This is a genomic window from Dyadobacter sp. HNCC25DJ185, assembly GCF_056895195.1.
Genome location: NZ_JBXHAR010000004.1, coordinates 294977 through 316729, shown reverse-complemented (window position 1 = coordinate 316729; position 21753 = coordinate 294977). Strand labels below are relative to the sequence as shown.

Below are 21753 nucleotides of genomic sequence, written 5' to 3'. Positions count from 1 at the left end.
CCCGCCCTCAAAAATTTAAATCAGAACGGAAAAGCTCTTAAAGATACTGCCGATCCTAACTGCATCGAATATACGTGCCTGGGTCCCGCCATGGTTCAATACCGACTGCTCGTGCGAGGTTACGCACATTTCGCAGCCGTTCAATGCCGAAACAACAAGACTTAGCAATTCAAAAAACTCTTTGCCAAGCACCGGGTTCAGCATGATGCTCATTTTGATACCAGCAGGTGCATTGTCATAAAATTCCTTGTGCATGAAATGCCTGAAACGATAGAAAACATTGTTGGCATTCATCAGCGAAACGCAGGCTGTAACCTCCGCGATCTCCTTTTCGTCTGCGCCTTCGCCTTTCACCAATTCTTCGATGGCTGCGATCAAAGCCGTATTTTTCTCGTTCACAGCCACCGCAAACGCGATCAGTAAGGCTTCTTTTTTGTTCAACGTCTGCGATTTCAGCACGTTACCAACGTTGATTTTCAGGTCTTTCAGATAACGGTGGTCAAGCGCTGCCAGTTTGTTAATCAGCACGCTTTCGAATCCGGCGGGCAGGTTAACCTCTTTATACAGGGAATCTTTGGTGCTTCCCGTGGTTGCAAATGGATACATTTCGTTGATTTTTAGGGTTGGATTAAGCCAAAGTAGCCTCTCCTTTTACCCAGTTGCAAGGGCAAAGTTCGTCAGTTTGCAATGCATCCAATACCCGTATTACTTCATTTACATTACGTCCAACAGAAAGGTCGTTGACACTAACCCAACGGATAATTCCTTGTGGGTCAACAATGTAAGTTACGCGGTAGGCAATTTTTTCATTGGCTTCCAGGATACCCAGCTCTTCTGCAAGGGATTTGGATGTGTCGGCAAGCATCGGGAAACGCAGGTCGCGCAGATCGTCGTGGTTTTTGCGCCATGCAAGGTGAACAAATTCGCTGTCTGTAGAAGCACCGATCAACATGGTATCGCGGTCCGAGAAGTCATCTACATGCTTTCCAAACTCAGCGATTTCAGTAGGACAAACGAAAGTGAAGTCTTTTGGCCACCAGAACATGACCATCCATTTCTCAGCATTTTTGTGGTCTTCTGAGGTAATATCGTAGAATTCATTTCCTTTTTCAAGAGATACTACGGAAGTTTTTTTGAACTCGGGGAATGTCGATCCCACGGATAAGAGTCTATTAGCCATGATTGTTCGTTTGTTTATAAATTGTATTTTTTGGTGTACAAAACTACAAACGCCCGATGGTCAAGGCAACTTCCAGCCTGGTACAATCACAGGAAAGAGTTGTTTAAAACAAATGAATTTAGTTTTATTGATTGAATTGAGATTGTTATCAATTTTTTCGATATATGTATCAATTCTCCCAATATAATTTTACTCACATTTACTTCTAATATGGGATCAGTCCGCCATCACGCCAAGCACTGTTTCAAGCGACATACCGCGTGAACCCTTGATCAGAAAGTATGTATTTTCCTGCGGGTTGTCCATAATCCAGTTATGCAATGAAAACTTGTCGGGGAAGTAGTAGGCTTTGGGAAGTACGGGCAATGCGTGCTGCATCAGTTTTCCGGCCAGGATTACGATATCAAACTTTTCTGCGGCGATGAGCTTACCCAGTGCCAGGTGCTCTTCCGGCGCGGCATCGCCCAGCTCAAACATATCGCCCAGGATCAGGATTTTGCGGGGCGCGTCGAGCTTCGCAAAATTGGCAATCGCGGCGGCCATCGAAGAAGGGTTGGCATTATAGGCATCCATGAAAACCGTATTGGTTCCCTTCTTCACGATCTGGGAGCGGTTGTTATCCGGCTGGTAAGTAGCCACCGCTTCATTGGCATCTTCATCCGAAACTTCAAAATGCTTCCCTACGGCCAGTGCGGCGCATATATTATCAAAATTGTAGCTTCCCGGTAAGTGCGTCGTTACTTTTTTTCCTTTGTTTTGATAAACCACAAAAGGATTTTCCTGTAAGAGCTCCGGATTTACCGGGCTGTTTTCGGAGCAGTAAAATACGATCTCGCCAAAGGCCCGGCGCTTGCTGACCATATCCATGATCACGTCTTGTCTGGAGTTTACAAACACGGTACCCTTCTTTTTGGAAAGGAAGTCAAACAATTCACCCTTTCCTTTCATAATCCCTGCCACCCCGCCAAAGCCTTCCAGGTGCGCTTTGCCGATGTTGGTGATCAGCCCGTGAGTGGGCTGTGCAATCGAGCTCAGCAATGCGATTTCCTGCTGATGATTGGCGCCCATTTCGATGACGGCCATTTCGTGTTTCACCGGATCGATCGAAAGAATCGTCAGCGGCACACCGATGTGGTTATTGAGGTTTCCTTTGGTCGCATAGGTATTGTATTTCATGGACAACACTTTTGCAATCAGCTCTTTGGTAGTTGTTTTTCCGTTGGAACCGGTCAGCGCGACCACCGGGAAAGTGAAGGTTTTACGATGGTGCCGGGCGAGGTCCTGCAAAGCCAGCAATACATCTTGCGTTAATAAAAACTGCTCATCGGCCACCACCGTTTCATCGTCGACCACTGCATAAGCTGCACCTTTCGACAGCGCCTCCGCGGCATATTGGTTGCCGTCAAACTTATCTCCTTTCAATGCGAAAAAAATGCTTCCCGGCGTGATCTGGCGGGTGTCGGTCGATATTTTCCCGGCCTTCAAAAAGAGCTGATATAGCGTTTCAGTGGTAATATGCATGAATTGTTCCTGCGTTATAAAGTTAAAGGCGCATATTTCGTTAGGTTTGGGAGCGAAATACAGTAGCCCCGCGCGGCGTCCGCGGAATCTTGCAAAACTAATAGATTATTCCTCAACGATGCGAACCAAATTTACCTCGTTTGCCTTCCTGATTCTTTTCATACTGACCGTTTCCAACGCCTGTTCTCAGCAAGCCTGGTTCAAACCGGATACCCTCACAGTGGTTACTTCCAAAGGCCAGAAGATGGTCAATCCCTGGGCGGGTGGATTGAACGCTTCCCAATTTCTAAAAATGCATCTCAACAATGATGCGGACGAAGACCTGGTCGTGTACGACCGTACCAACAGCAAAGTCACCACCTTTGTAGCCGCGGGGGACCCTGCCAATGCGGGCAGGAAAGTTTTCGTGCATGCACCTTATTATGAGACGCTTTTTCCGCCCGCAGATAACTGGATCATTCTTGCCGATTACAATGGCGACGGGCTTAAAGATTTGTTCACCAGCACTTCGTTGGGCATCACGGTTTATCAGCAGGTCAGGTCGGGCAGTGGATGGGCCTGGAAGCTGATGCGCGACGCGCTTTATACCAAAGGATTTTCGGGGAATATCAATCTTCAGGTTTCAGGTACGGATATCCCGGGTATTACCGATATCGACGACGATGGCGACCTGGATTTGCTGACATTCGATTTTTCGGGCACCTACATTGAGCTCCATCAGAACCTGAGCATGGAAAAGTTTGGCGTACGCGATAGCTTAGGTATGCCCACAGCGCCTATTTTTCAGCGGAACGGCGATTGCTGGGGGAATTTCCGCAAGGGGAACGGCGAGGATTTTATTTTCGGGGACAATTGCGGCGTAGTGGCCAATCCGGGTGGGCGGGTTATGCATGCCGGAAACTCCATTGTATTGCAGGACCTGAATGGCGATGGAACAAAAGACATGCTCGTAGGCCATGTCAGCAACGAGCACATTTCGTTGCTGACCAACTCGGCTGCGGGGATTATCGCCAATTACGTCAGTTATACCAATACTTACCCGGCGGCAGATCCTGTCTCGCTGCACATTTTTCCGGCCGCTTTTCTGGAAGATGTTGATTTTGACGGAGTGAAGGACCTTTTGATTGCCCCCAGCGTCTCAGCCAATGACCTGAACCAGACGGATTTCAAATCAAGCGGCTGGTTTTACCATAATGCCGGGACTACTGCCAAGCCGGATTTTAAGCTGGTGCAAAAAAACTTCCTTCAGGATCAAATGATCGATGTGGGAGAGAATTCAGCACCTGCATTTTTTGATATCGACGGTGATGGTGACCTTGACATGCTGATCGGTACCGGCGGGACACCTGTTACCAGTGGTTTTAAAGGAGGTTTGTGGTTATTAAGAAACGAAGGCAGCGCATCCGCCCCCAAGTTTACATTGGAATCTGATAACTATCTCAGCTTCCTTTCCAGCTTTTCTCTCTACAACATCAAACCGCAATGGGCGGATTTCAATGGTGACGGCGTGGCGGATCTGGGTTTCGCCGGTACTTCCACCAATGATCTCAAAATGGAATACCGATACATCCCCAATAAAGCTGTGGCAGGTGCGGCAGCCCAGTTGAACGCAGCCGATGCAGTGACGATCGCGATGCCGGCTGAATCGCTGACTGGCGATTCGCCCTACTTTTATGATGCCGACGGCGACGGCGACCTGGATTTGCTGGTGGGAAAGGGTCAGGGCAATATTTTTTACTATACCAACACCGGTACCAACAAACAATTTGCCTTCAAGCTGGAAACAGATGCGTTTGCGGGTGTGGGTATCAATTTTGCAGGTCGCTCCCCGCAAGTCGCCGTTGCAGATTTTGATCTCGACGGCCTGCCCGATCTCGCCACCGTGGACCATACCGGGAACGTCCGCATATTCCATAACGCCGAATGGGGCAAATGGACGCAGCGAGCAGATTCGCTGGTTGAAATCAATGGAAAAAGATTTGTCGCTGAGTTCGGGAATTATCTGGCGCTCGCCGTGGGTGATTTGAACGGGGACAAAAAGCCTGATCTGGCCATTGGAAACAATGCAGGAGGTATCCGGCTGTTAAACAATGTGTTGCCGGTTACGGTCACGGGTGTTGAGCCGCCATTGAACAACGATTTTAAAGTATATCCCAATCCTGCTTCCGGCTATTTCAAGATACTATCGTCCAGAGCGGGCAACCTGCAGGTTTTGAATACAAGCGGTCAGAAAATGCTCCCTGGACAGCCCGTAACCGCGTTCCGTGAAAAGGAAATCTCGACTTTGAACTGGCCTGCCGGGCTGTATTTGCTGGTATTGGAGAGTGGGGATTTGAGGGTTGTGAAGAAGGTGGTAATGGGGAGATAGCAAGTAGATACCCCGCTATTTTTCTTTCTCTCTTAAAATCCTAAATCCATGCAGGCTCTTCTTGGCGTCATTTTCCATTTTATCGGAGGTTTTGCTTCCGGCAGTTTTTATATTCCTTACAAGCGCGTCCGGGGCTGGGCGTGGGAGTCGTACTGGATCGTCGGCGGTCTGTTTTCCTGGTTCATCGTTCCGCCGCTCGCCGCATATCTGACCATTCCGGGTTACACCGAAATCATTGCACATACCAACGGAGGTATTCTCTTCCTGACCTATTTCTTTGGCGTGTTGTGGGGCATCGGCGGGCTTACTTATGGCCTCGGCGTCCGGTATCTGGGCGTTTCCCTCGGCAGCTCCATTATTCTTGGACTCAGCTCTGTGCTGGGCTCGTTGATCCCGTCCATTTTCTATCAGTTCAATCCAAAACCAGGAAAGGATACCATTTCCGATCTTTTCACAAATACCTGGGGGCAAACCGTGCTTTTTGGCTTGCTGGTCTGCGTGATCGGTATCGTTCTTTGCGGGAAGGCCGGTACAATGAAAGACGCCGACCGCCGGAAAAGCGGTTTTGTTGCCGACGATAAAACGGAGTTCAAAATAGGTTTGGGCCTGCTTGTATCCGTCATTTCAGGCGTGCTGAGCGCCTGTTTTGCTTTCGGTATCGATGCAGGAAAAGTAATGGCCGAGGAAGCCAACGAAATATGGAAAGCCGCAAATCCCGGCCAGGGAGAGTTTCTGTTCCAAAACAACGTGACGTACGTCGTAATTCTGCTTGGTGGCTTAACAACCAATTTCATTTGGTGCATGATTTTGAATACAAGAAATAAAACCTTTGGCGATTACACCAATTCGGAAACGCCGCTGCTGAAAAACTATATTTTCTCCGCATTGGCCGGGACAACCTGGTTTTTACAGTTCTTCTTTTATGGCATGGGCGAAAGCAAGCTGGGGAACGGTGCCAGCTCCTGGATCCTCCACATGGCATTTATCATCATCATTGCCAACTCATGGGGATTGATCCTGAACGAGTGGAAGGGTGTCTCGAAAAAAACGTTTACGACGATCGTCTCAGCAATTCTCGTGATCATCCTTTCGGTACTCATTGTGGGATATGGTAACTATCTGAAAGAGTAAGTCATGAAAAGGCTTTATCCATTCATTTTCATCATTTGTCTGGCGGCTTCCGGCTGCCAGAACGGTCATAAAAGCGAACAGCATAACGTGAAAGATACAACAGCCGTTTCCGCAGGCACTTTTGGCTACGATCTTGCTTTTTTGAGGAAGCATAAAGAAGTAATTGTCCTGAGTTCTCCGGACAACAACAGCTCCCAGGCGATCATCATCCCCGATTACCAGGGCCGGGTCATGACCAGCACTGCTACCGGGGAGAGCGGCAACAGTTACGGCTGGATCAACTACAAACTAATCGAAAGCGGGAAGCTGCTGCCGCATATCAATGCATTTGGCGGCGAGGAGCGTTTCTGGCTCTCTCCGGAAGGGGGACAGTTTTCTGTTTATTTTAAAAAAGGCGCGAAGTTTGACTTCGAAAACTGGCAAACACCGGCGCTGATTGATTCAGAGCCTTTTCAGGTGATTTCTTCCGATTCGGGATCGGTTACGTTCCAGAAAAAAGCGACGCTGGAAAATCATTCGGGAACAGCATTGACTTTCACGATCGATCGCAGGGTTTCCATGTTGACCAAAAAAGAAATGGAAGATCTGCTGTCTGTTCCTCTGTCTGAAAAAGTCTCGGCCAATGGTTATGTTTCAGAAAACGCAATTACCAATAACGGCGAGGACTGGAAAAGGGAATCCGGGGCGGTCGGGATCTGGCTATTGGGTATGTTCACCCCCGGTGCGGAAACCACCATCATCGCGCCATTTTCCAGAGCAAATTCGGATAAGCCCCATCTGACGGACAATTATTTCGGAAGTATTCCAAAAGATCGCCTCGCGGTAAAGGACAGCGCGGTTTATCTCAAAGCAGATGGAAAATACCGCAGCAAAATCGGTCTTGCCCCGTTATCGGCGAAGACGGTAGCCGGAAGTTACGATGCCGCCAGAAACATCCTGACGATCATCCAGTACGACCTGGAGCCCAAAGGAGAATACCTCAAATCGACCTGGGAGCTGCATAAGGAGCCATTTAAAGGCGATGCTTTGAATGCTTACAACGACGGGCCGCTGGAAGACGGTTCACAAATGGGGCCTTTTTATGAGCTGGAATCCAATTCGCCGGCAAAACTTTTAAAGCAAAACGAAAAGCTGGTACATACCCAGCGTACCTACCATTTCGAGGGAGATCAAGCATCCCTGAACCAGATCGCCCAAAAGGTGCTAGGCGTGAACATAGACCATATCGGGGGAATTTTTAAATGAAAGCATGATAGCGCAGGATAGTTGAGGAAGGGGCATCGTTGATCTTTACATTCCGATTGCAAGATTTAATTGGATGTATTGAAGTGGAATAGATGATCAACGATAGCACTCTTTAATTCCGTGAAGCATTCAGAACGTTTACCCCAAACTGATCTGATTACCCGCTGGCTGCAGTTCTGCAAGGGTGATAAAAACGCCTTCGGAGAAATTACGGAGCACAACTATGCCGCGCTTTATCATTATGGTACCCGCTTTACGGCAGATCGGGATATGATCAAAGACTGCCTGCAGGACCTCTTTCTTGAAATCTGGGAAAAACGCGAATCACTCTCCTGCATTGCCGCCATCAAGCCTTACCTGTTCCAATCCCTGAGGAACAACCTGATTCGCCGTATCAAACGGCAGTCGGTTTTTTCAGAAATGAGGGACAATGATCCCTTTGACGACATATCTCCTGAATCGGACTGGATCGTCAACGAAACCGACCAGCTTACCACAAGCACACTGAAACGCGCCATCGAATCGCTCCCCAAAAGACAAAAAGAAGCCCTTTATCTGAAATACTACGAAAATCTGTCCTACGACGAGATCGCGTCTGTGATGGGTTTGCAGCGACAGGCAGTTGCCAATTACCTGCAATATGGTATCCAGAAATTACGCGAATATTTACAGCACGCTGCTATTTCAATGCTGTTGCTGGTAGACATTTCGTGGTATTAGAAAAAACTAAAAAAATATTCAAATGTTCATGGGTACTATTTGCTGACGAGATACTCATCGTATCGAAGCAAATAATTTAATAAAATCCATGAATAATTATAGAAACTTTGGGACCAAAGACTGGCTCGAAGATTTGAAGTTTCAGCGGTGGGTCTATCATGGTGAAGCCGACGATTTCTGGAAGGAATTCCTCCACGAAAATCCGGGTCAAGCCGCTCCTATCGAACAGGCTAAAGAACTGTTGTTGTCGATAAGGGGTGAGCTGGACCTGATTTCGGAGACCGAAGTGAAATCACGCGTGGCTGAAATCCTGGATGCCATACCTGACGGAGCGCAACGCCGGACGATGCCGCGATGGAACGGTAACTGGCTTCGGATTGCTGCGATGCTCCTGCTTATCACAGGCTTTGCCATGGTTTTTTATAAAGGCAAAAATTTCTCTGCGGGATTTCAGTACGGTTCGTCAGCTCATACAAAGCAGGACGAAAAGCGGCAAATGATTGAAATGAGCAACGGATCAGGCAGCATTAAGCTAGTCAATTTACCCGACGGGAGCTCAGTGATTTTGAAGAAAAACGCCCGTATTGCTTATCCGGCTCAGTTTGATAAAGATAAAAGGGAGGTTAGCCTTACCGGCGAAGCTTTTTTTGAAGTAGTTAAAAACCCCGGCCAGCCGTTTTTCGTCTACACCGGTACCATGGTCACCAAAGTGAAAGGTACCAGTTTCAGTATCCGCGCCAATGAGGGAGACGAAGAGGTAAACCTGGTGGTGAAGACCGGGATTGTAGAAGTTTCCGCAAATGATCCCGACAAGAAAAGTGCCGCTCAGGAATCTAAAAAGGTTATTCTGAAACCCAATGAACAAGTGACATTCAATAGGAAAAGCCTGAAAATGGTGACCAGAGCCGTAAAACAGCCCGTATTGCTTGACTTGCCCGTGGAGAGCCAGGATTTTGAATTCAGGAGAACCCCGCTGGCCGAGGTATTTGTCGCCCTGGAAAAAACCTACGGACTGGATATCCGCTTCGACAAATCGGCGATTGCCAAATGTACCATCACTGCCCGGCTGGGCGACGAGCCGGTTTCGGAAAAGCTGGATATGATCTGCACCGTCGTGAATGCGAAATACGAAACCAGAAACGGGGTGATCCTGGTCACGTCGCCGGGTTGCGAATAAAGACAACTAAACCAAAAACCTATGAAAAGACATCGACATGCAAAAGAGATCTTGTCTCAGCTTATGAAAATCACCCTGACCCAATGCCTGCTCTTCTTACTTTTTATGCAGATCTCCGTGGCATACGACCTGCGGGCGCAGGAGATTTTGAGTCAACGTATAACCATAACAGTTAGTGATATGGATATGGAAAAAGTGCTCGAAAAAATCGAAGGACAAACCAAAGTGCGGTTCATCTACAGCGCCGAAGTGATCCATGCCGAGCGCAAGGTAAGCCTCGAAAGCCAGAACCAGCGGCTGGATACCGTGCTCGAGACATTGTTGAATCCACTCGGAATTGAATATAAAGTGTCGAAAAGGACCATCCTTTTGAAAAAGGCAGCCGAGAAAAAGACTTCCCAGCAAACAGAAACCCTGGAATTGAAGCCGGCCGCCGATAAGGAGATGACGGGGAAGGTATCGGACGACAAAGGCGTAGGAATTCCCGGCGTAAGTGTGGTGGTGAAAGGTACCACGCAGGGGACGTCCACAAACATCGACGGAAACTATCATCTGATTGTGCCGGAAAATGGTACCACGTTGATTTTCAGTTTTGTAGGATATATTAGCCAGAAAATACCGATCGGTTCGGCCACTACGCTCGATGTGACGCTCAAAGTAGACGAAAAAGCATTGGACGAAGTGGTGATCGTCGGGTTCGGCGAACAGAAGAAAGTATCGGTTACCGGGGCGGTATCTTCGGTGACCTCGGAGGTTTTACAGCAGAGTTCATCAGCAAGCTTGGCCAACTCCTTGTCCGGACGCCTTCCCGGCCTGACTTCAATACAGTCGGGCGGGGGGCAGCCGGGTAGGGACGATGCCACGATGTACCTGCGTGGCGCGGCTACGACGAACGGAAAAAGCCCTCTGATCCTTATTGATGGGGTTCCGAGGGACAACATCCGCACGCTGGACGCCAATGAAGTAGCCTCGGTTTCGGTTTTGAAAGATGCCTCGGCGACGGCGGTTTTCGGGGTGCGCGGCGCAAACGGCGTCATCCTGATCACGACCAAAAGAGGTACTGCCGGAAAAACCCAGTTGACAATCAATTCCGAACAAAGCTTTTCGTCTTTCACGAGGGAGCCTGAACGCCTGCATTCATTGGAATACATGGCTTTGCGCAATGAAGCTTCCAAGAATGACGGCATCACGCCGCTGCCCTTTACGCAGGAACAAATGGACAAATACGCCAACCCGCTCGCTGGCCTGGACCCCAATGACCCCGACTACGCCAGAAAAGCGATGGTCAGAAAATACATGTATCCCGATCACGATTATTATCGCGAGTATATCTCCCGCTATGCGCCGCAAACGCGCGTGAATATGAATGTGAGCGGCGGTACCGATAAGGTTTCCTATTTCGTAAACGGTGCATACCTGCACCAGGGGGGCAACCTCAATGTGGAACCCAAATCGGTTCTCGGTTACGATCCTTCCTCCAAAATGGACCGTTACAGTTTCCGTGCTAACCTGGATTATAAGGTGACCAACTCGTTAAAAGCATTTCTGAACATCGGTAGCTACATCGAGCAGGTGAACATGCCGGCTGCCTGGCTGTACGGCAACGATACCAACTGGATGATGCGCGATTTGCTTTACCAGGCACAAACCATTTTGCCCATCACACCTGGGCCGACTACGATTGACGGTTTTGGCGTAGCGCCGGGACAGATCGTTGACCCCGGTTATATGGATCGCTCGGCATTTGAGATCATGAACCGGTTTGGTTATCGCAATGAAGTCCGGTCCAATCTCAACGCTTCTTTCGGACTGGATTGGGACCTGAGCAATACGGTCACCAAAGGTTTGAGCATCAAAGGAATGATCTCCTATGACGCTAAGGCTACTACCGCCATGCAGGGCAATAAATCGGAAAGGCTTTATCTGGCAGAGGTAAATCCGACGACCGACGTGCTGACTTACGCGGTGAAAAGGTCGGATGAGAGTTTGCTGAAGCTGGAAAAAGGGGCCGATTCAAGATATAATATCAACATGCAGGGCTCGCTGAATTACCAGCGCATCTTTGGCGGAAAGCACGATGTGGGCGGAATGATCCTGGCGCAGCGCGATACCTGGGAAACACCTGCGGGCGAGATTCCTTACAATGTATTGGGTGTGGCTGCGAGGGCTACGTATGGTTACGACAGCCGGTACCTGGCCGAGGTCAATATGGGTTACAATGGTTCGGAGCAATTTGCACCCAACAAACGGTTTGGCTTTTTTCCCGCGTTTTCGGTAGGCTGGGTGGTGAGCAATGAATCCTTTCTGAAGAACAGCCGGATTATTACCAATTTGAAATTCAGGGCCTCTTATGGTAAGGTCGGTAATGATATCCTGGGCGCCTCCAGGGAAACCAGCCCACGCTTTCTGTACCAAAGCAACATCACCATGTCGGGATCCGGACCGCTGCCTAGCCTCGGATTGGGACAGACGATCAATCAGGGACTGCTGGGAAATCCAAACCTGACGTGGGAAGTGGCCAAAAAGCAGAATTATGGGCTGGACTTCCAACTGCTCCGCGACCTGAGCCTTTCCTTTGATTATTACATAGAACACCGAAGCAACATCCTGATTTCCAGAGGTACCGTGCCGGAATTCCAGGGAGTTCCACTGGGCAACATTCCAAAAGTGAATATGGGATTGGTGGATAACAAAGGCTACGAGATTGAATTAACCTACAACAAAGCTTTTTCCAAAGATTTCACGATCATGGTTTCCGGGAATTACGGCTACAACCACAATACAGTGAAGTTTATGGACGAATCGATACGGGACGAAAGTTATGCGTACCGCTACCGTTCCGCAGGATTTTCGCTGAACCAGTCGTGGGGTTATAAGATCGATTACAGCAATGGGAACGGCTATTTCAACTCCAAGGAAGAACTGGATACCTATTTATCCAAAACGAAATACGGATTTGGCGAACCGCGCGTAGGTGATTTCAAATATGTGGACCTGAACAACGACGGGGTGGTCGATGACAAGGACCAGGCTCCGATTGGTTATTCCAATATCCCGAGAGTGAATTATGGTCTCTCGCTGACATTCCAATACAAAGCTTTCGACTTTACGACTTTCTTCCAGGGCGTTGGCAAATACACCAGCAATTACTCGCAGCAGGGAGTTTATGAATACATTATCCGGGGTACTTATTTTGATTACCACAAAACAGCCTGGACACCGGAAAGATATGCGGCAGGTGAAAAGATCACTTATCCGGCGCTCAGCACCCATAGCACGACCAATCACACGGCCAATGATTTCTTCATCATGAACCGGTCGTTCACGAGGCTGAAAAACATTGTCTTGGGATATACTTTGCCAAAAGGTTCGCTGAAAGCATTGGGTATCAGCAAACTGAGGGTGTACGCCAGCGCGCAGAATTTCTTTACCTGGGCACACCTGAAAATGGGCCACCTGGATCCCGAAAACGATGATCCGCTGGGCTATCCGGTTACCAAAATGCTCAATTTGGGCGTGAACATCAATTTCTAAAATCTGAAAATCATGCAAATGAAACATATACTTTTTACGCTGCTGCTCTCCGTTTTTGCGGTCACATCCTGCAAAAATGTGCTGGATATGGCACCGGACGGCAAGCTTTCGATGGACGAAATTTTCGCGGACAATGACAAAGTTGGCGCTTTTCTGAACAGCTGCTATGCCAACATTCCGGTAAAAGGCACCCGGTATTTCTTCTGGAGCCGTGGGCCGGTGGATTGGAGCGACGAGGCCTGGGACACTGATGCGGAGGCAGAATCGTGGATCATGTCGGGACGGATGTACAATGGGGATGCGTCTGCCGGAAGCCACCCGATCACCAATATCAGCGCGGATGCCGGCAATGGCGACTATTGGGCCAGGTATTGGACTGCCATCCGCAATTGCACGCTTTTTATCACCCGTATTGACAAGGCGACGGTCAAAAATCCGGCCGACCGTGCCCGCTGGAAGGCTGAGGCGCATCTGTTGAGGGCTTACTATTACTCCGAACTGCTGAAATGGTTTGGCGCGGTATTGCCGATTGAGCGTGAGCTGTACGAATTTTCGGACGACTTTTCTTCGGTTGAAAAGGCCAGCTATTATGATGTGGTCAAATTTATCATGGAGGATTGCGATGTGGCACTGGGGACCAATGAGCTGCCCTGGAGGATCACAACCAGCGGAGAAGCGGGCCGTGTCCACAAAGGATTGGCCGAGGCGATCAAATCCAAAATGATCCTGTTTGCAGCCAGTCCGCAGAATAACGGCGGGAAAGACATCTGGCAGGAGGCTTATCAGATCAATAAAATATCCCTGGAAAACCTGAGAACCAATGGTTATGAGCTTTACAACAAAGTGAATTTGCCCCAGACTTATCTCGCGGAAACCGCATTTTTAGGCCCGAATAAAAATGAAAAGACGGCGATCTACAATGAATATTTTACCCAAACGATGAACTACTCGGCCAGTCCGGTAGACAGGGAAACCATTTTTCAAAGTCGCGAAAACCAAGGTAACATCTGGAATATTGATGGTATTGGCGCCCAGGATGGGTATAAGTCGGGAACCTGTCCTTCGCAGGAGCTGGTGGATGCTTACGAAACGACCGACGGCGAACCGATCCTGAACCTTGATAAACCTTACCTGGACGATCAGCATTTACAGCCCAATTATAACACAGCCAATAAACTCTACGATCCCAATAATCCATATGCCAATCGTGACCCGCGTTTTTATGCCTCCATTTATTACAATGGGTCTAAAAGAAAGGCCATGTGGAATTTCGCCGAAGCTCCGGAATCTGTTGAAAACTATCCCGCACCAATTGGCAACCGCGTGCGGATCATTGCTACTTACAACGGCGAGCCGCAGACCGGTATCCATCCAACCACCCGCCGTGCAACGCGGACAGGCTATTTTGAAAGAAAATTCCTGCACCCCAATTCCGGCGGCGATAACCCGATTGCGGGTGCCAACTGGAAACTTTTCAGGCTGGGGGAAATCATCCTGAATTATGCCGAAGCCGCCGCGGAAGCGGGTCAGTTGGTAGAAGCCGCAAAGGCTGTGAACGAAATCCGCACACGCGCCGGAATGCCAGGTTTACCAGCTTCCCTCGCCAAAGCGGACCTCGTCAAAAGGATTCGGGCGGAACGCAGGGTGGAGCTGGCGATGGAAGAAAACCGCTACTTCGATCTCAGACGATGGGCTTTGCCGACCGACGACCTTTCGAAAACCGACCGCTGGATCACCGCAATGCAAATTACGCGCAATGCAAACGGCACATTTTCCTATACCCGCAGGAACGTGCGGGCTACCGAAAGAAAGAATTACACCAACAAATTTCTTTGGGTACCAATCCCGCTGAATGAGGCCAACAGGCTGCGCTCCATCACGGGCGCCGATTGGCAGAATAAAGGCTGGTAATCCATTCAGATTTCAACGATTTAGACAATCATTTATATGATACAATTTATAAAACTGAACATGAGGCCGCTGCTTGCATTGCTGCTGCTTTATGTTTTGGCCGGCCCGACAGCCGCACAGGACATGGCGGAGACTATCAATGGCATTGTACTGGACGAATCTGGCAAGCCCCTGGCAGGCGTAGCGATCCAATCCGAAAACGGCAGAAACGGAACTTCGACCAATAGCAGAGGTGAATTTTCGATGAGTATCGACGACGGCAGCAATGCGATTATTTTCTCAATGTACGGGTACGCCAACCAGAAAATCCAGGTTACCGATAAGCAGGAACTGGCAGTGAAGCTCAAATGGGATGCGCATAAGAACGACGAGATCGTTCAATTGGGTTATACTTCTCAACTGCGCAGCGAAATTTCCGGTGCCGTCACGACCGTCAAAGGAGAAGAATTGGAAAAATCGCCCGTCGCCAATCTGACGCAGACATTGGCTGGAAGGCTAGGTGGCGTGATCACCCAGGAGACCTACTCGGAATTGTCGCGGACAACCACCAACCTATATGTAAGAGGCCTTTCCGCTGCCCGCGATGCCGGCCCGCTGGTCATGATCGACGGGATCATCAATTCCTATAACAGTAACCAGACGCTGGATTACATTACCGCCAATGAAATCGAATCCATCACGATTTTGAAAGATGCCTCGACACAGGCTCTTTACGGGATCCAGGGAGCGAACGGATTGTTGGTTATCACGACAAAAAGGGGTAAAAAAGGACCTCTGCAAATCAAAACCCGTTTTGACGAGTCGGTGCAGCAGGTAACTACCAAGCCGACATTCTACAATTCTGCTGAGTATGCGGAAATGAGAAACCAGGCGGCATTGAATGATGGGTTAGGCCCCAATTATCTTTTTAGCCAGCAACAAATTGGCGGTTACCGCTCCGGACAGGATCTTAAAACCTATCCTAACAATAACTGGTACAATCGCTTTATGAAGGATTTTGCGACCATGCAGCGGGCGAGCGTCAACGTGACGGGCGGGAATGATAAGGTCCAGTTTTTCTCCAATATCAATTTCATGCACCAGGGCGGTCAGTTCAAAACCGATCAGGAGCGTTACAATCCCAATGCAAACAATATCTGGGTCAACTACCGGTCGAATATCGATATGGTGTTGAACCGTTACCTCAAAGCATTTGTGCGGCTGAGCGGTAATGTCAAAAGGGAACGCACGCCCGGCGTAAGCAATGCAGATGTATATAAAAGCATTTTCCAGATACCGCCAACCACATTCGGCCCGGTTACGCAGCCTGTCGTCGATGCCTCAGGCGAAGTGCTGGACCCCGGCGGAAAAGTGATTACAACCGAAAGAGTGGAATCCCCGACTTACGGAATGCTCAACCGCACGGGCTACATCCGTCATACAGTTACCAATATTACTTCCCAGTTCGGTCTCGATCTGGACATGGGCTTCCTCACAAAAGGACTGAACCTGACAGGCGTGCTGGCATACCAGACCAATTCGGTGGGCAGTCTGGCGACCAGGCAGGATTACGAGCGGTATGTGCAAACGGTTGATTCCAGCGGCACTGCCAGTTTTATCAAAAAGGGCGCACAGAATGATACGCCGCTGGCTTACTCCAAATCGCACTCGTACTATTACCACCTGACCTACAATGTCGCCGCGAATTACAAACGTGATTTTGGCAGGCATCACGTCGGGGCAATGGCTTATATGTTTTATCAAAACCTGACTAAAGCCGAAAACGATTCGGCGCGGATGCTGCCTTACAACAGGGTGAGCTCGGGTGTGGAAATTAACTATGGGTTCGACAACCGTTATCTGATCAAGCTGGATATGGGCTATTCCGGGTCTGAACAATATGCGCGAAGCAGCAGGTACACGGCTACACCAGCCATTTCGGCAGCCTGGGTTTTGTCCAACGAAGCTTTTTTGAAGAATAACAGTCTACTCACCAACCTGAAAATCAGGGCCTCTTACGGTAAAACGGCAAACGATCAGAGCGGTTTGGCAAGATATGCCTACCTCGACAACGTGACCGTCACTGGCGGAGGCCCGATTGGTTCACTGCAGTACAATGTGGTGGAAGGCCAGGTGGGTAATCCGAATATTCAGGCAGAGGTTTCAAAAAAGCAGAACTATGGGATTGACCTGGGGCTGTTCAATGCATGGACTTTGTCGGTGGATGTTTTCAAAGAACGGATGAACAACATGATCGTCAGCGCCCTTTCGACCATCCCGCTTTATCAGGGTATTCCGCTGGTGAATTATCCCAGACTGAATTCCGGAAGTTTTGAAAACAAAGGCGTGGATATCAATCTTAATTATTCCAAAGCATTGAGCAAAGACCTGCTCGTCTACGGCGGCGGCTACCTGAGCTATGCCAAAAACAAGATCATCAACCGAAACGAAGCACAGAAAACCGAGGATTATGTCTATCGCAAATGGGAGGAAGGTTATTCATTTGGTCAAAAATTCGGGTACCTCGTCGATTACAGCAATGGAAACGGCTTTTTTAATTCCCAGCCTGAAATTGCACAGAGCAATTTGACCTATGGTTTTGGAACGCCGCGATTGGGCGATCTCAAGTACCGCGATTTGAACGGCGACAGTAAAATAGACGAACGCGACAAAGCGCCTATAGGAACAGGCATGCTGCCCAGCGTGACTTATGCGGTTTCAGGAGGTTTGAAATACAAGAATTTTGACCTGAGTATCCTCTTCCAGGGAGTTGGCAACTACTCAACATTGGATACGAGCGGAATCGGGATCTGGGAAACTTCTTATGATGGTGTTTTTGGGTCGCTTCACCGCAACGCCTGGACAGCCGATCGCTTTGCCAGCGGGGCTGAAATTACTTCTCCTGCGCTTTCACTGGGTAAGTCGGTCAATCACGAACCCAGCGACTACTATGTTGATAACCGCTCTTATCTGCGTCTGAAAAACGTTGAGATCGGCTACACATTACCGGCAGGACTAGCCCGGGTTATCCTTGCCGAAAAGATCAGGATACTGGTCAGCGGACAGAACCTGATCACCTGGGATAAGATGAAATCCAAAGATTTCGGCCCTGAGGGCGGTGGTTATGCGGCGTTTCCGGTGTACCGGGTTTTCAATGCGGGTATCAGTGTGACTTTCTAAACAAAGCCTTTTTTGAAATGAAAAAATATAAAATAATTCTTGTGGCATTGGCTGTTTCGGGTGTGTTGCTTTCCTGCAACGACAAGCTCGACCTGCCTTCCGACGGCCGCATTACCATGGACCAGGTTTTCAGTGACTATAACCGGACGCGTGGTTACCTCAATTCCTGCTACGGCAAAGTGCCCAAGCCTTATATGGACCGCGCTTCTTTCACCGATGAAGCCCAGGACGCGGACGATATCACGCCGGGTTCGCGCTACATCGTCTGGTATGGCGGCAATGTGACTTCGCTTACTTACAAGGCCAATTCTGCGGACGGCAGTCCATGGGGTACTTTGTACGAAGGCATCCGCAAATGCAATGTTTTTATTGAGAATATCAAAACCGCCACGGTCTATGCCAGCGAAGGCGAAAAAGCCTCCTGGACCGCGCAGGCGTATACTTTAAGAGCGCTTTACTATTTGCAGCTGATCAAACGCTACGGAGGCGTACCGATTTTTGACAAGCCATTGGCGATCGATCACGATTTTTCGCAAGATAAGAGAGCATCGTTTTCGGAGGTAGTCACCTTCATCCTGGCCGATTGTGACAAAGCATTGTCCTATCCCGCTACCCGCGACGGTTTGCCCTGGGATATTTTCGATAATCAATACGGCATCATGACACGTGCTGTTGCCTATGCAATCAAGTCGCAGGCCGTAACTTATGCCGCAAGCCCATTGTGGAGCGACGGAACTTATACCTGGGAAAAAGCGACAGCCGTCAATGCAGAGGCATTGGGCCAGTGCCTGGCAAACGGATACAGCCTTTTTGATGTAAAACCAGCCGCGAACATCGCACAGAATTCCTACGCACTGTATTTTTTCACCAGTTCCAACGATCAGCGCGCTACGGACAAAGAGACCATCTACCATGCCGGAGATCCCATGCAGGTTTGGCGGTATGCAGGCATGCCGACCAACCCTGGTATGGAAAGGACTGGACCATGCCCCACGCAGGAGCTGGTAGACAGCTACGAAATGGCCAATGGCCAGGCACCCATCACCGGCTATTCGGACGAGAGCCGCACCACGCCAATCGTCAATACAGCGTCGGGTTACAAGGAAACCGATCCTTATGCGGGCCGCGACCCAAGATTTTACGCTTCTATCTATTACAACGGGGCCGTGAGAAACCTGGATCAACCGACCGGCACCAAGGTAGAAACATTTGTCGGTGGCGCTGAAGAGATTTCCGACATCAACCGCAAACACACCCGAACGGGCTATTATCTGCGCAAATTCAACAATTTCAGATCGGGGCAGAACAATGATGCGGATGGGGCGATCCGGCTTTTCAGGCTGGCCGAGTTGTATATGAATTTTGCTGAATCGGCTTATCAGTCTGCAGGCCCGGATGCGGTGGTACCGGTGGGCTCGCAGTCTATGACAGCCCGTGCGGCCGTGAACGTGGTGCGTGCGAGAGCAGGTATGCCTGGCTTCCCGGCCGGAATGACCAAGGCTGCCTTTGAAACCAAATACAGAAACGAGCGTCGCATCGAATTCGCGTTCGAAGAGCACCGCTTCTTCGACGTCCGCCGCTGGAAAATCCTTGACCAGACCGACCGCTTCGTGACCGGCATGCGGATCACCAAAAGCGGCGCCAATTTTGTCTATAAACGCTTTAAATTCGTGAACCGCAATGCTTTTTCAGATAAATACCTGATGTACCCGATCGATCAGGCCGAAGTGGATAAAGTGATCGGATTGTCGGGTGCAGATTGGCAGAATCCTGGGTGGCTGGATTAATGCGTCGTGCCTCCGGCACTGGCAAAAGCTGCAGAGCAGCGACCGATATCCATAGCCCCGGATTTCAATCCCGTGGCAGGCGATGACGGCGATGACAATGACGGCGGTGATGGCGATGGTGATGACAGCGACGGCAATGATGACAATGATGACGGCGTAGCCCGGGATTGAAATCCCGGGCTTGAAAATGCGTCGTACCTCCGGCACTGGCAAAAGCTGCAGAGCAGCGACCGATTTAGTAACGTCGGATTTCAATCCGGCAGATTAAAAAACGATGATAAAACGAACCTTAACCTTGATCATGCTGGTCGGCGCGCGCCTTATCGCCCAGCCCCTTGCCGGAACCGACGACCTCGGTCGCACCCTGCCTCAAAACAATGTCGTCGGCAACCCGAAGGCAAACCGCCAGGTGGGTATGTTCTATTTTCTCTGGCATGATGTGGCACCGGCGAAGCATTGGGATCTCAATGAAATCGTCTCCGGACATCCCGAAGTACTCGAAGATTTCGACAATCCGGAGTGGGGCGGCGACCCTAAAAACCTGGGTATGTACTATTGGGGTCAGCCGATCTATGGTTATTACAAAGCCGACGATTACTGGGTGCACCTGCGCAGCATACAGCTCCTGACCGATGCGGGCGTGGATTTTCTTGTGATCGACGCCACCAACCGGCTTACTTATCCCAAGCAGGCCGACGTGCTCATGAAAGCCATGGACGCCGTGCGGGCGCAGGGAAGGAAAGCACCGAAGATTGTTTTTTATACCAATACCCAATCCGGCGAAACGATGCAGGAGGCTTATGATATGTTCTACAAAGAAGGCGCGCCCTACCGTCACCCGGAATGCTGGTATGAACTCGACGGCAAGCCTCTGATCATCGGGCTCAGCAAGGAAGCGGAAGGCTCCAATTACAAATCCTTTTTTACTTTCCGAGAATCGCAATGGCCAACCGAGGGACAGAAAGTCAATGGCTGGCCGTGGATATCGTTCACCCGGCCACAGAAAGTACATTTCAACAGCAAAGGCGAAGGAGAGATCATCAACGTTTCCATTGCGCAGCACCCTAATCCCACTGCCGGTATGGGCGGTTCGGCTTTTTACGGTAATAAGGACAATTGGGGGAGAAGCTATCGCAAAGGTTCGCCCGGAGATCCTAAAAAGGACATCTTTTATGGCTATAACATGCAGGAACAGTGGGATTTCGCCCTCACACAGAATACCCCGTTTGTATATGTAACGGGCTGGAATGAATGGATCGCGGGCAAGTTCCCAAGCCACGACGGCAACCCGGAGCATTCCTGGTTTTGCGACCAGGCCAGTCCCGAGTACAGTCGTGATATAGAACCTTCGCTGACGGCGGGCTTGAAAGACAATTACTATATGCAATTGGTGGCAAACATCCGGAGATACAAAGGACTGGAGGCAAACCCAAACCTATCTGCCAGCAAGACCATCAGAAACTTCCAGGATTGGGGAGACGTGGGTCCGGTTTACAAAGATTACACCGGAGATACCGAAGCACGCAACCATCCCGGCGCACAAACCGACCCGGCAACTGTGTATGTCAACAAAACGGGGCGCAATGATTTTGACCAGATGAAAGTGGCCCGTGATGCTAAGAATCTCTATTTCTATGCAAAGACCAAATCAGAAATCACCCCCAATTCCGGCGATAACTGGATGCGGCTATACCTGGATAGCGACGCTAAACCTGCAACCGGCTGGAAAGGATATGATTACCGCGTAGTGGGCGGCAATACCCTGCAGCAATACAAAGCAGGCAACTGGCACGATGTGAAAAAAGTAACTTATGCAGTGACCGGCAATCAAATGATGATCACCATCCCCAAATCCTTTATCACAAACCTCAAAACCCCGCTCAGCCTGGAATTTAAATGGTCCGACAATATGCAGGAAGAAGGTAATCCTTTGGATTGGTATGTCAATGGCGATGCGGCTCCGGGAGGGAGGTTTAATTTTGTTGTGAGTCAGTGATGGTTCGCTCAGCGTGACAATTAC

General features: G+C 49.6%; 14 protein-coding genes. 11 read left to right on the top strand and 3 right to left on the bottom strand.

From position 1 onward, the window contains the following. Nucleotides 1–15: 15 nt before the first annotated feature. From AC1XUF_RS13175 to AC1XUF_RS13165, 3 genes are all read right to left on the bottom strand, one after another. On the bottom strand, nt 16–606 hold the full coding sequence (locus AC1XUF_RS13175) for a carboxymuconolactone decarboxylase family protein (protein WP_483342267.1): 591 nt from the start codon (nt 604–606) through the stop codon (nt 16–18). A gap of 22 nt (nt 607–628) precedes the next feature. Then, nucleotides 629–1180 carry a peroxiredoxin gene (locus AC1XUF_RS13170; protein WP_483342266.1) on the bottom strand — a complete coding sequence of 184 codons (552 nt, stop codon included), beginning with the start codon at nt 1178–1180 and terminating at the stop codon, nt 629–631. A gap of 216 nt (nt 1181–1396) precedes the next feature. Beyond that, nucleotides 1397–2701 carry a UDP-N-acetylmuramoyl-tripeptide--D-alanyl-D-alanine ligase gene (locus AC1XUF_RS13165; protein WP_483342265.1) on the bottom strand — a complete coding sequence of 435 codons (1305 nt, stop codon included), beginning with the start codon at nt 2699–2701 and terminating at the stop codon, nt 1397–1399. 118 nt (nt 2702–2819) lie between these two features. Between AC1XUF_RS13165 and AC1XUF_RS13160 the strand changes: the two genes are divergently transcribed. The 11 genes from AC1XUF_RS13160 (at nt 2820) to AC1XUF_RS13110 (ending at nt 21729) form a co-directional block, all read left to right on the top strand. After that, complete coding sequence (locus AC1XUF_RS13160) at nt 2820–5069, top strand: FG-GAP-like repeat-containing protein (protein ID WP_483342264.1); 2250 nt, start codon at nt 2820–2822, stop codon at nt 5067–5069. Between the two features lie 48 nt (nt 5070–5117). Next, nucleotides 5118–6200 (top strand): L-rhamnose/proton symporter RhaT, encoded by a 1083-nt coding sequence (gene rhaT, locus AC1XUF_RS13155; RefSeq protein WP_483342263.1) that lies wholly within the window; start codon nt 5118–5120, stop codon nt 6198–6200. Between the two features lie 3 nt (nt 6201–6203). Next, entirely contained in the window at nt 6204–7445 is a 1242-nt protein-coding gene (locus AC1XUF_RS13150) for a DUF6786 family protein (protein ID WP_483342262.1), read from the top strand. A 120-nt stretch (nt 7446–7565) separates the two neighbouring features. Next, nucleotides 7566–8165 carry an RNA polymerase sigma factor gene (locus AC1XUF_RS13145; protein ID WP_483342261.1) on the top strand — a complete coding sequence of 200 codons (600 nt, stop codon included), beginning with the start codon at nt 7566–7568 and terminating at the stop codon, nt 8163–8165. Between the two features lie 88 nt (nt 8166–8253). Next, entirely contained in the window at nt 8254–9342 is a 1089-nt protein-coding gene (locus AC1XUF_RS13140) for a FecR family protein (protein ID WP_483342260.1), read from the top strand. Between the two features lie 21 nt (nt 9343–9363). Continuing rightward, entirely contained in the window at nt 9364–12876 is a 3513-nt protein-coding gene (locus AC1XUF_RS13135) for a TonB-dependent receptor (protein WP_483342259.1), read from the top strand. Nucleotides 12877–12894: 18 nt separating this feature from the next. Continuing rightward, complete coding sequence (locus AC1XUF_RS13130; protein ID WP_483342258.1) at nt 12895–14787, top strand: RagB/SusD family nutrient uptake outer membrane protein; 1893 nt, start codon at nt 12895–12897, stop codon at nt 14785–14787. A 36-nt stretch (nt 14788–14823) separates the two neighbouring features. Then, a complete protein-coding gene (locus AC1XUF_RS13125; RefSeq protein WP_483342257.1) occupies nt 14824–17946 on the top strand; it encodes a SusC/RagA family TonB-linked outer membrane protein in 3123 nt (1040 codons plus the stop codon). Nucleotides 17947–17963: 17 nt separating this feature from the next. Further along, nucleotides 17964–19733: a RagB/SusD family nutrient uptake outer membrane protein gene (locus AC1XUF_RS13120; protein ID WP_483342256.1), complete on the top strand. Its 1770-nt coding sequence runs from the start codon at nt 17964–17966 to the stop codon at nt 19731–19733. A gap of 6 nt (nt 19734–19739) precedes the next feature. Then, complete coding sequence (locus AC1XUF_RS13115) at nt 19740–19904, top strand: hypothetical protein (protein WP_483342255.1); 165 nt, start codon at nt 19740–19742, stop codon at nt 19902–19904. Nucleotides 19905–20007: 103 nt separating this feature from the next. Next, nucleotides 20008–21729 (top strand): hypothetical protein, encoded by a 1722-nt coding sequence (locus AC1XUF_RS13110; protein ID WP_483342254.1) that lies wholly within the window; start codon nt 20008–20010, stop codon nt 21727–21729. The last annotated feature ends 24 nt before the right edge of the window (nt 21730–21753 follow it).

Bases quoted from the DNA above. Each gene is read 5' to 3' on its own strand.
- AC1XUF_RS13175 (WP_483342267.1), bottom strand. From the start codon at position 606: ATGTATCCATTTGCAACCACGGGAAGCACCAAAGATTCCCTGTATAAA.
- AC1XUF_RS13170 (WP_483342266.1), bottom strand. From the start codon at position 1,180: ATGGCTAATAGACTCTTATCCGTGGGATCGACATTCCCCGAGTTCAAA.
- AC1XUF_RS13165 (WP_483342265.1), bottom strand. From the start codon at position 2,701: ATGCATATTACCACTGAAACGCTATATCAGCTCTTTTTGAAGGCCGGG.
- AC1XUF_RS13160 (WP_483342264.1), top strand. From the start codon at position 2,820: ATGCGAACCAAATTTACCTCGTTTGCCTTCCTGATTCTTTTCATACTG.
- rhaT (WP_483342263.1), top strand. From the start codon at position 5,118: ATGCAGGCTCTTCTTGGCGTCATTTTCCATTTTATCGGAGGTTTTGCT.
- AC1XUF_RS13150 (WP_483342262.1), top strand. From the start codon at position 6,204: ATGAAAAGGCTTTATCCATTCATTTTCATCATTTGTCTGGCGGCTTCC.
- AC1XUF_RS13140 (WP_483342260.1), top strand. From the start codon at position 8,254: ATGAATAATTATAGAAACTTTGGGACCAAAGACTGGCTCGAAGATTTG.
- AC1XUF_RS13135 (WP_483342259.1), top strand. From the start codon at position 9,364: ATGAAAAGACATCGACATGCAAAAGAGATCTTGTCTCAGCTTATGAAA.
- AC1XUF_RS13130 (WP_483342258.1), top strand. From the start codon at position 12,895: ATGAAACATATACTTTTTACGCTGCTGCTCTCCGTTTTTGCGGTCACA.
- AC1XUF_RS13125 (WP_483342257.1), top strand. From the start codon at position 14,824: ATGATACAATTTATAAAACTGAACATGAGGCCGCTGCTTGCATTGCTG.
- AC1XUF_RS13120 (WP_483342256.1), top strand. From the start codon at position 17,964: ATGAAAAAATATAAAATAATTCTTGTGGCATTGGCTGTTTCGGGTGTG.
- AC1XUF_RS13110 (WP_483342254.1), top strand. From the start codon at position 20,008: ATGATAAAACGAACCTTAACCTTGATCATGCTGGTCGGCGCGCGCCTT.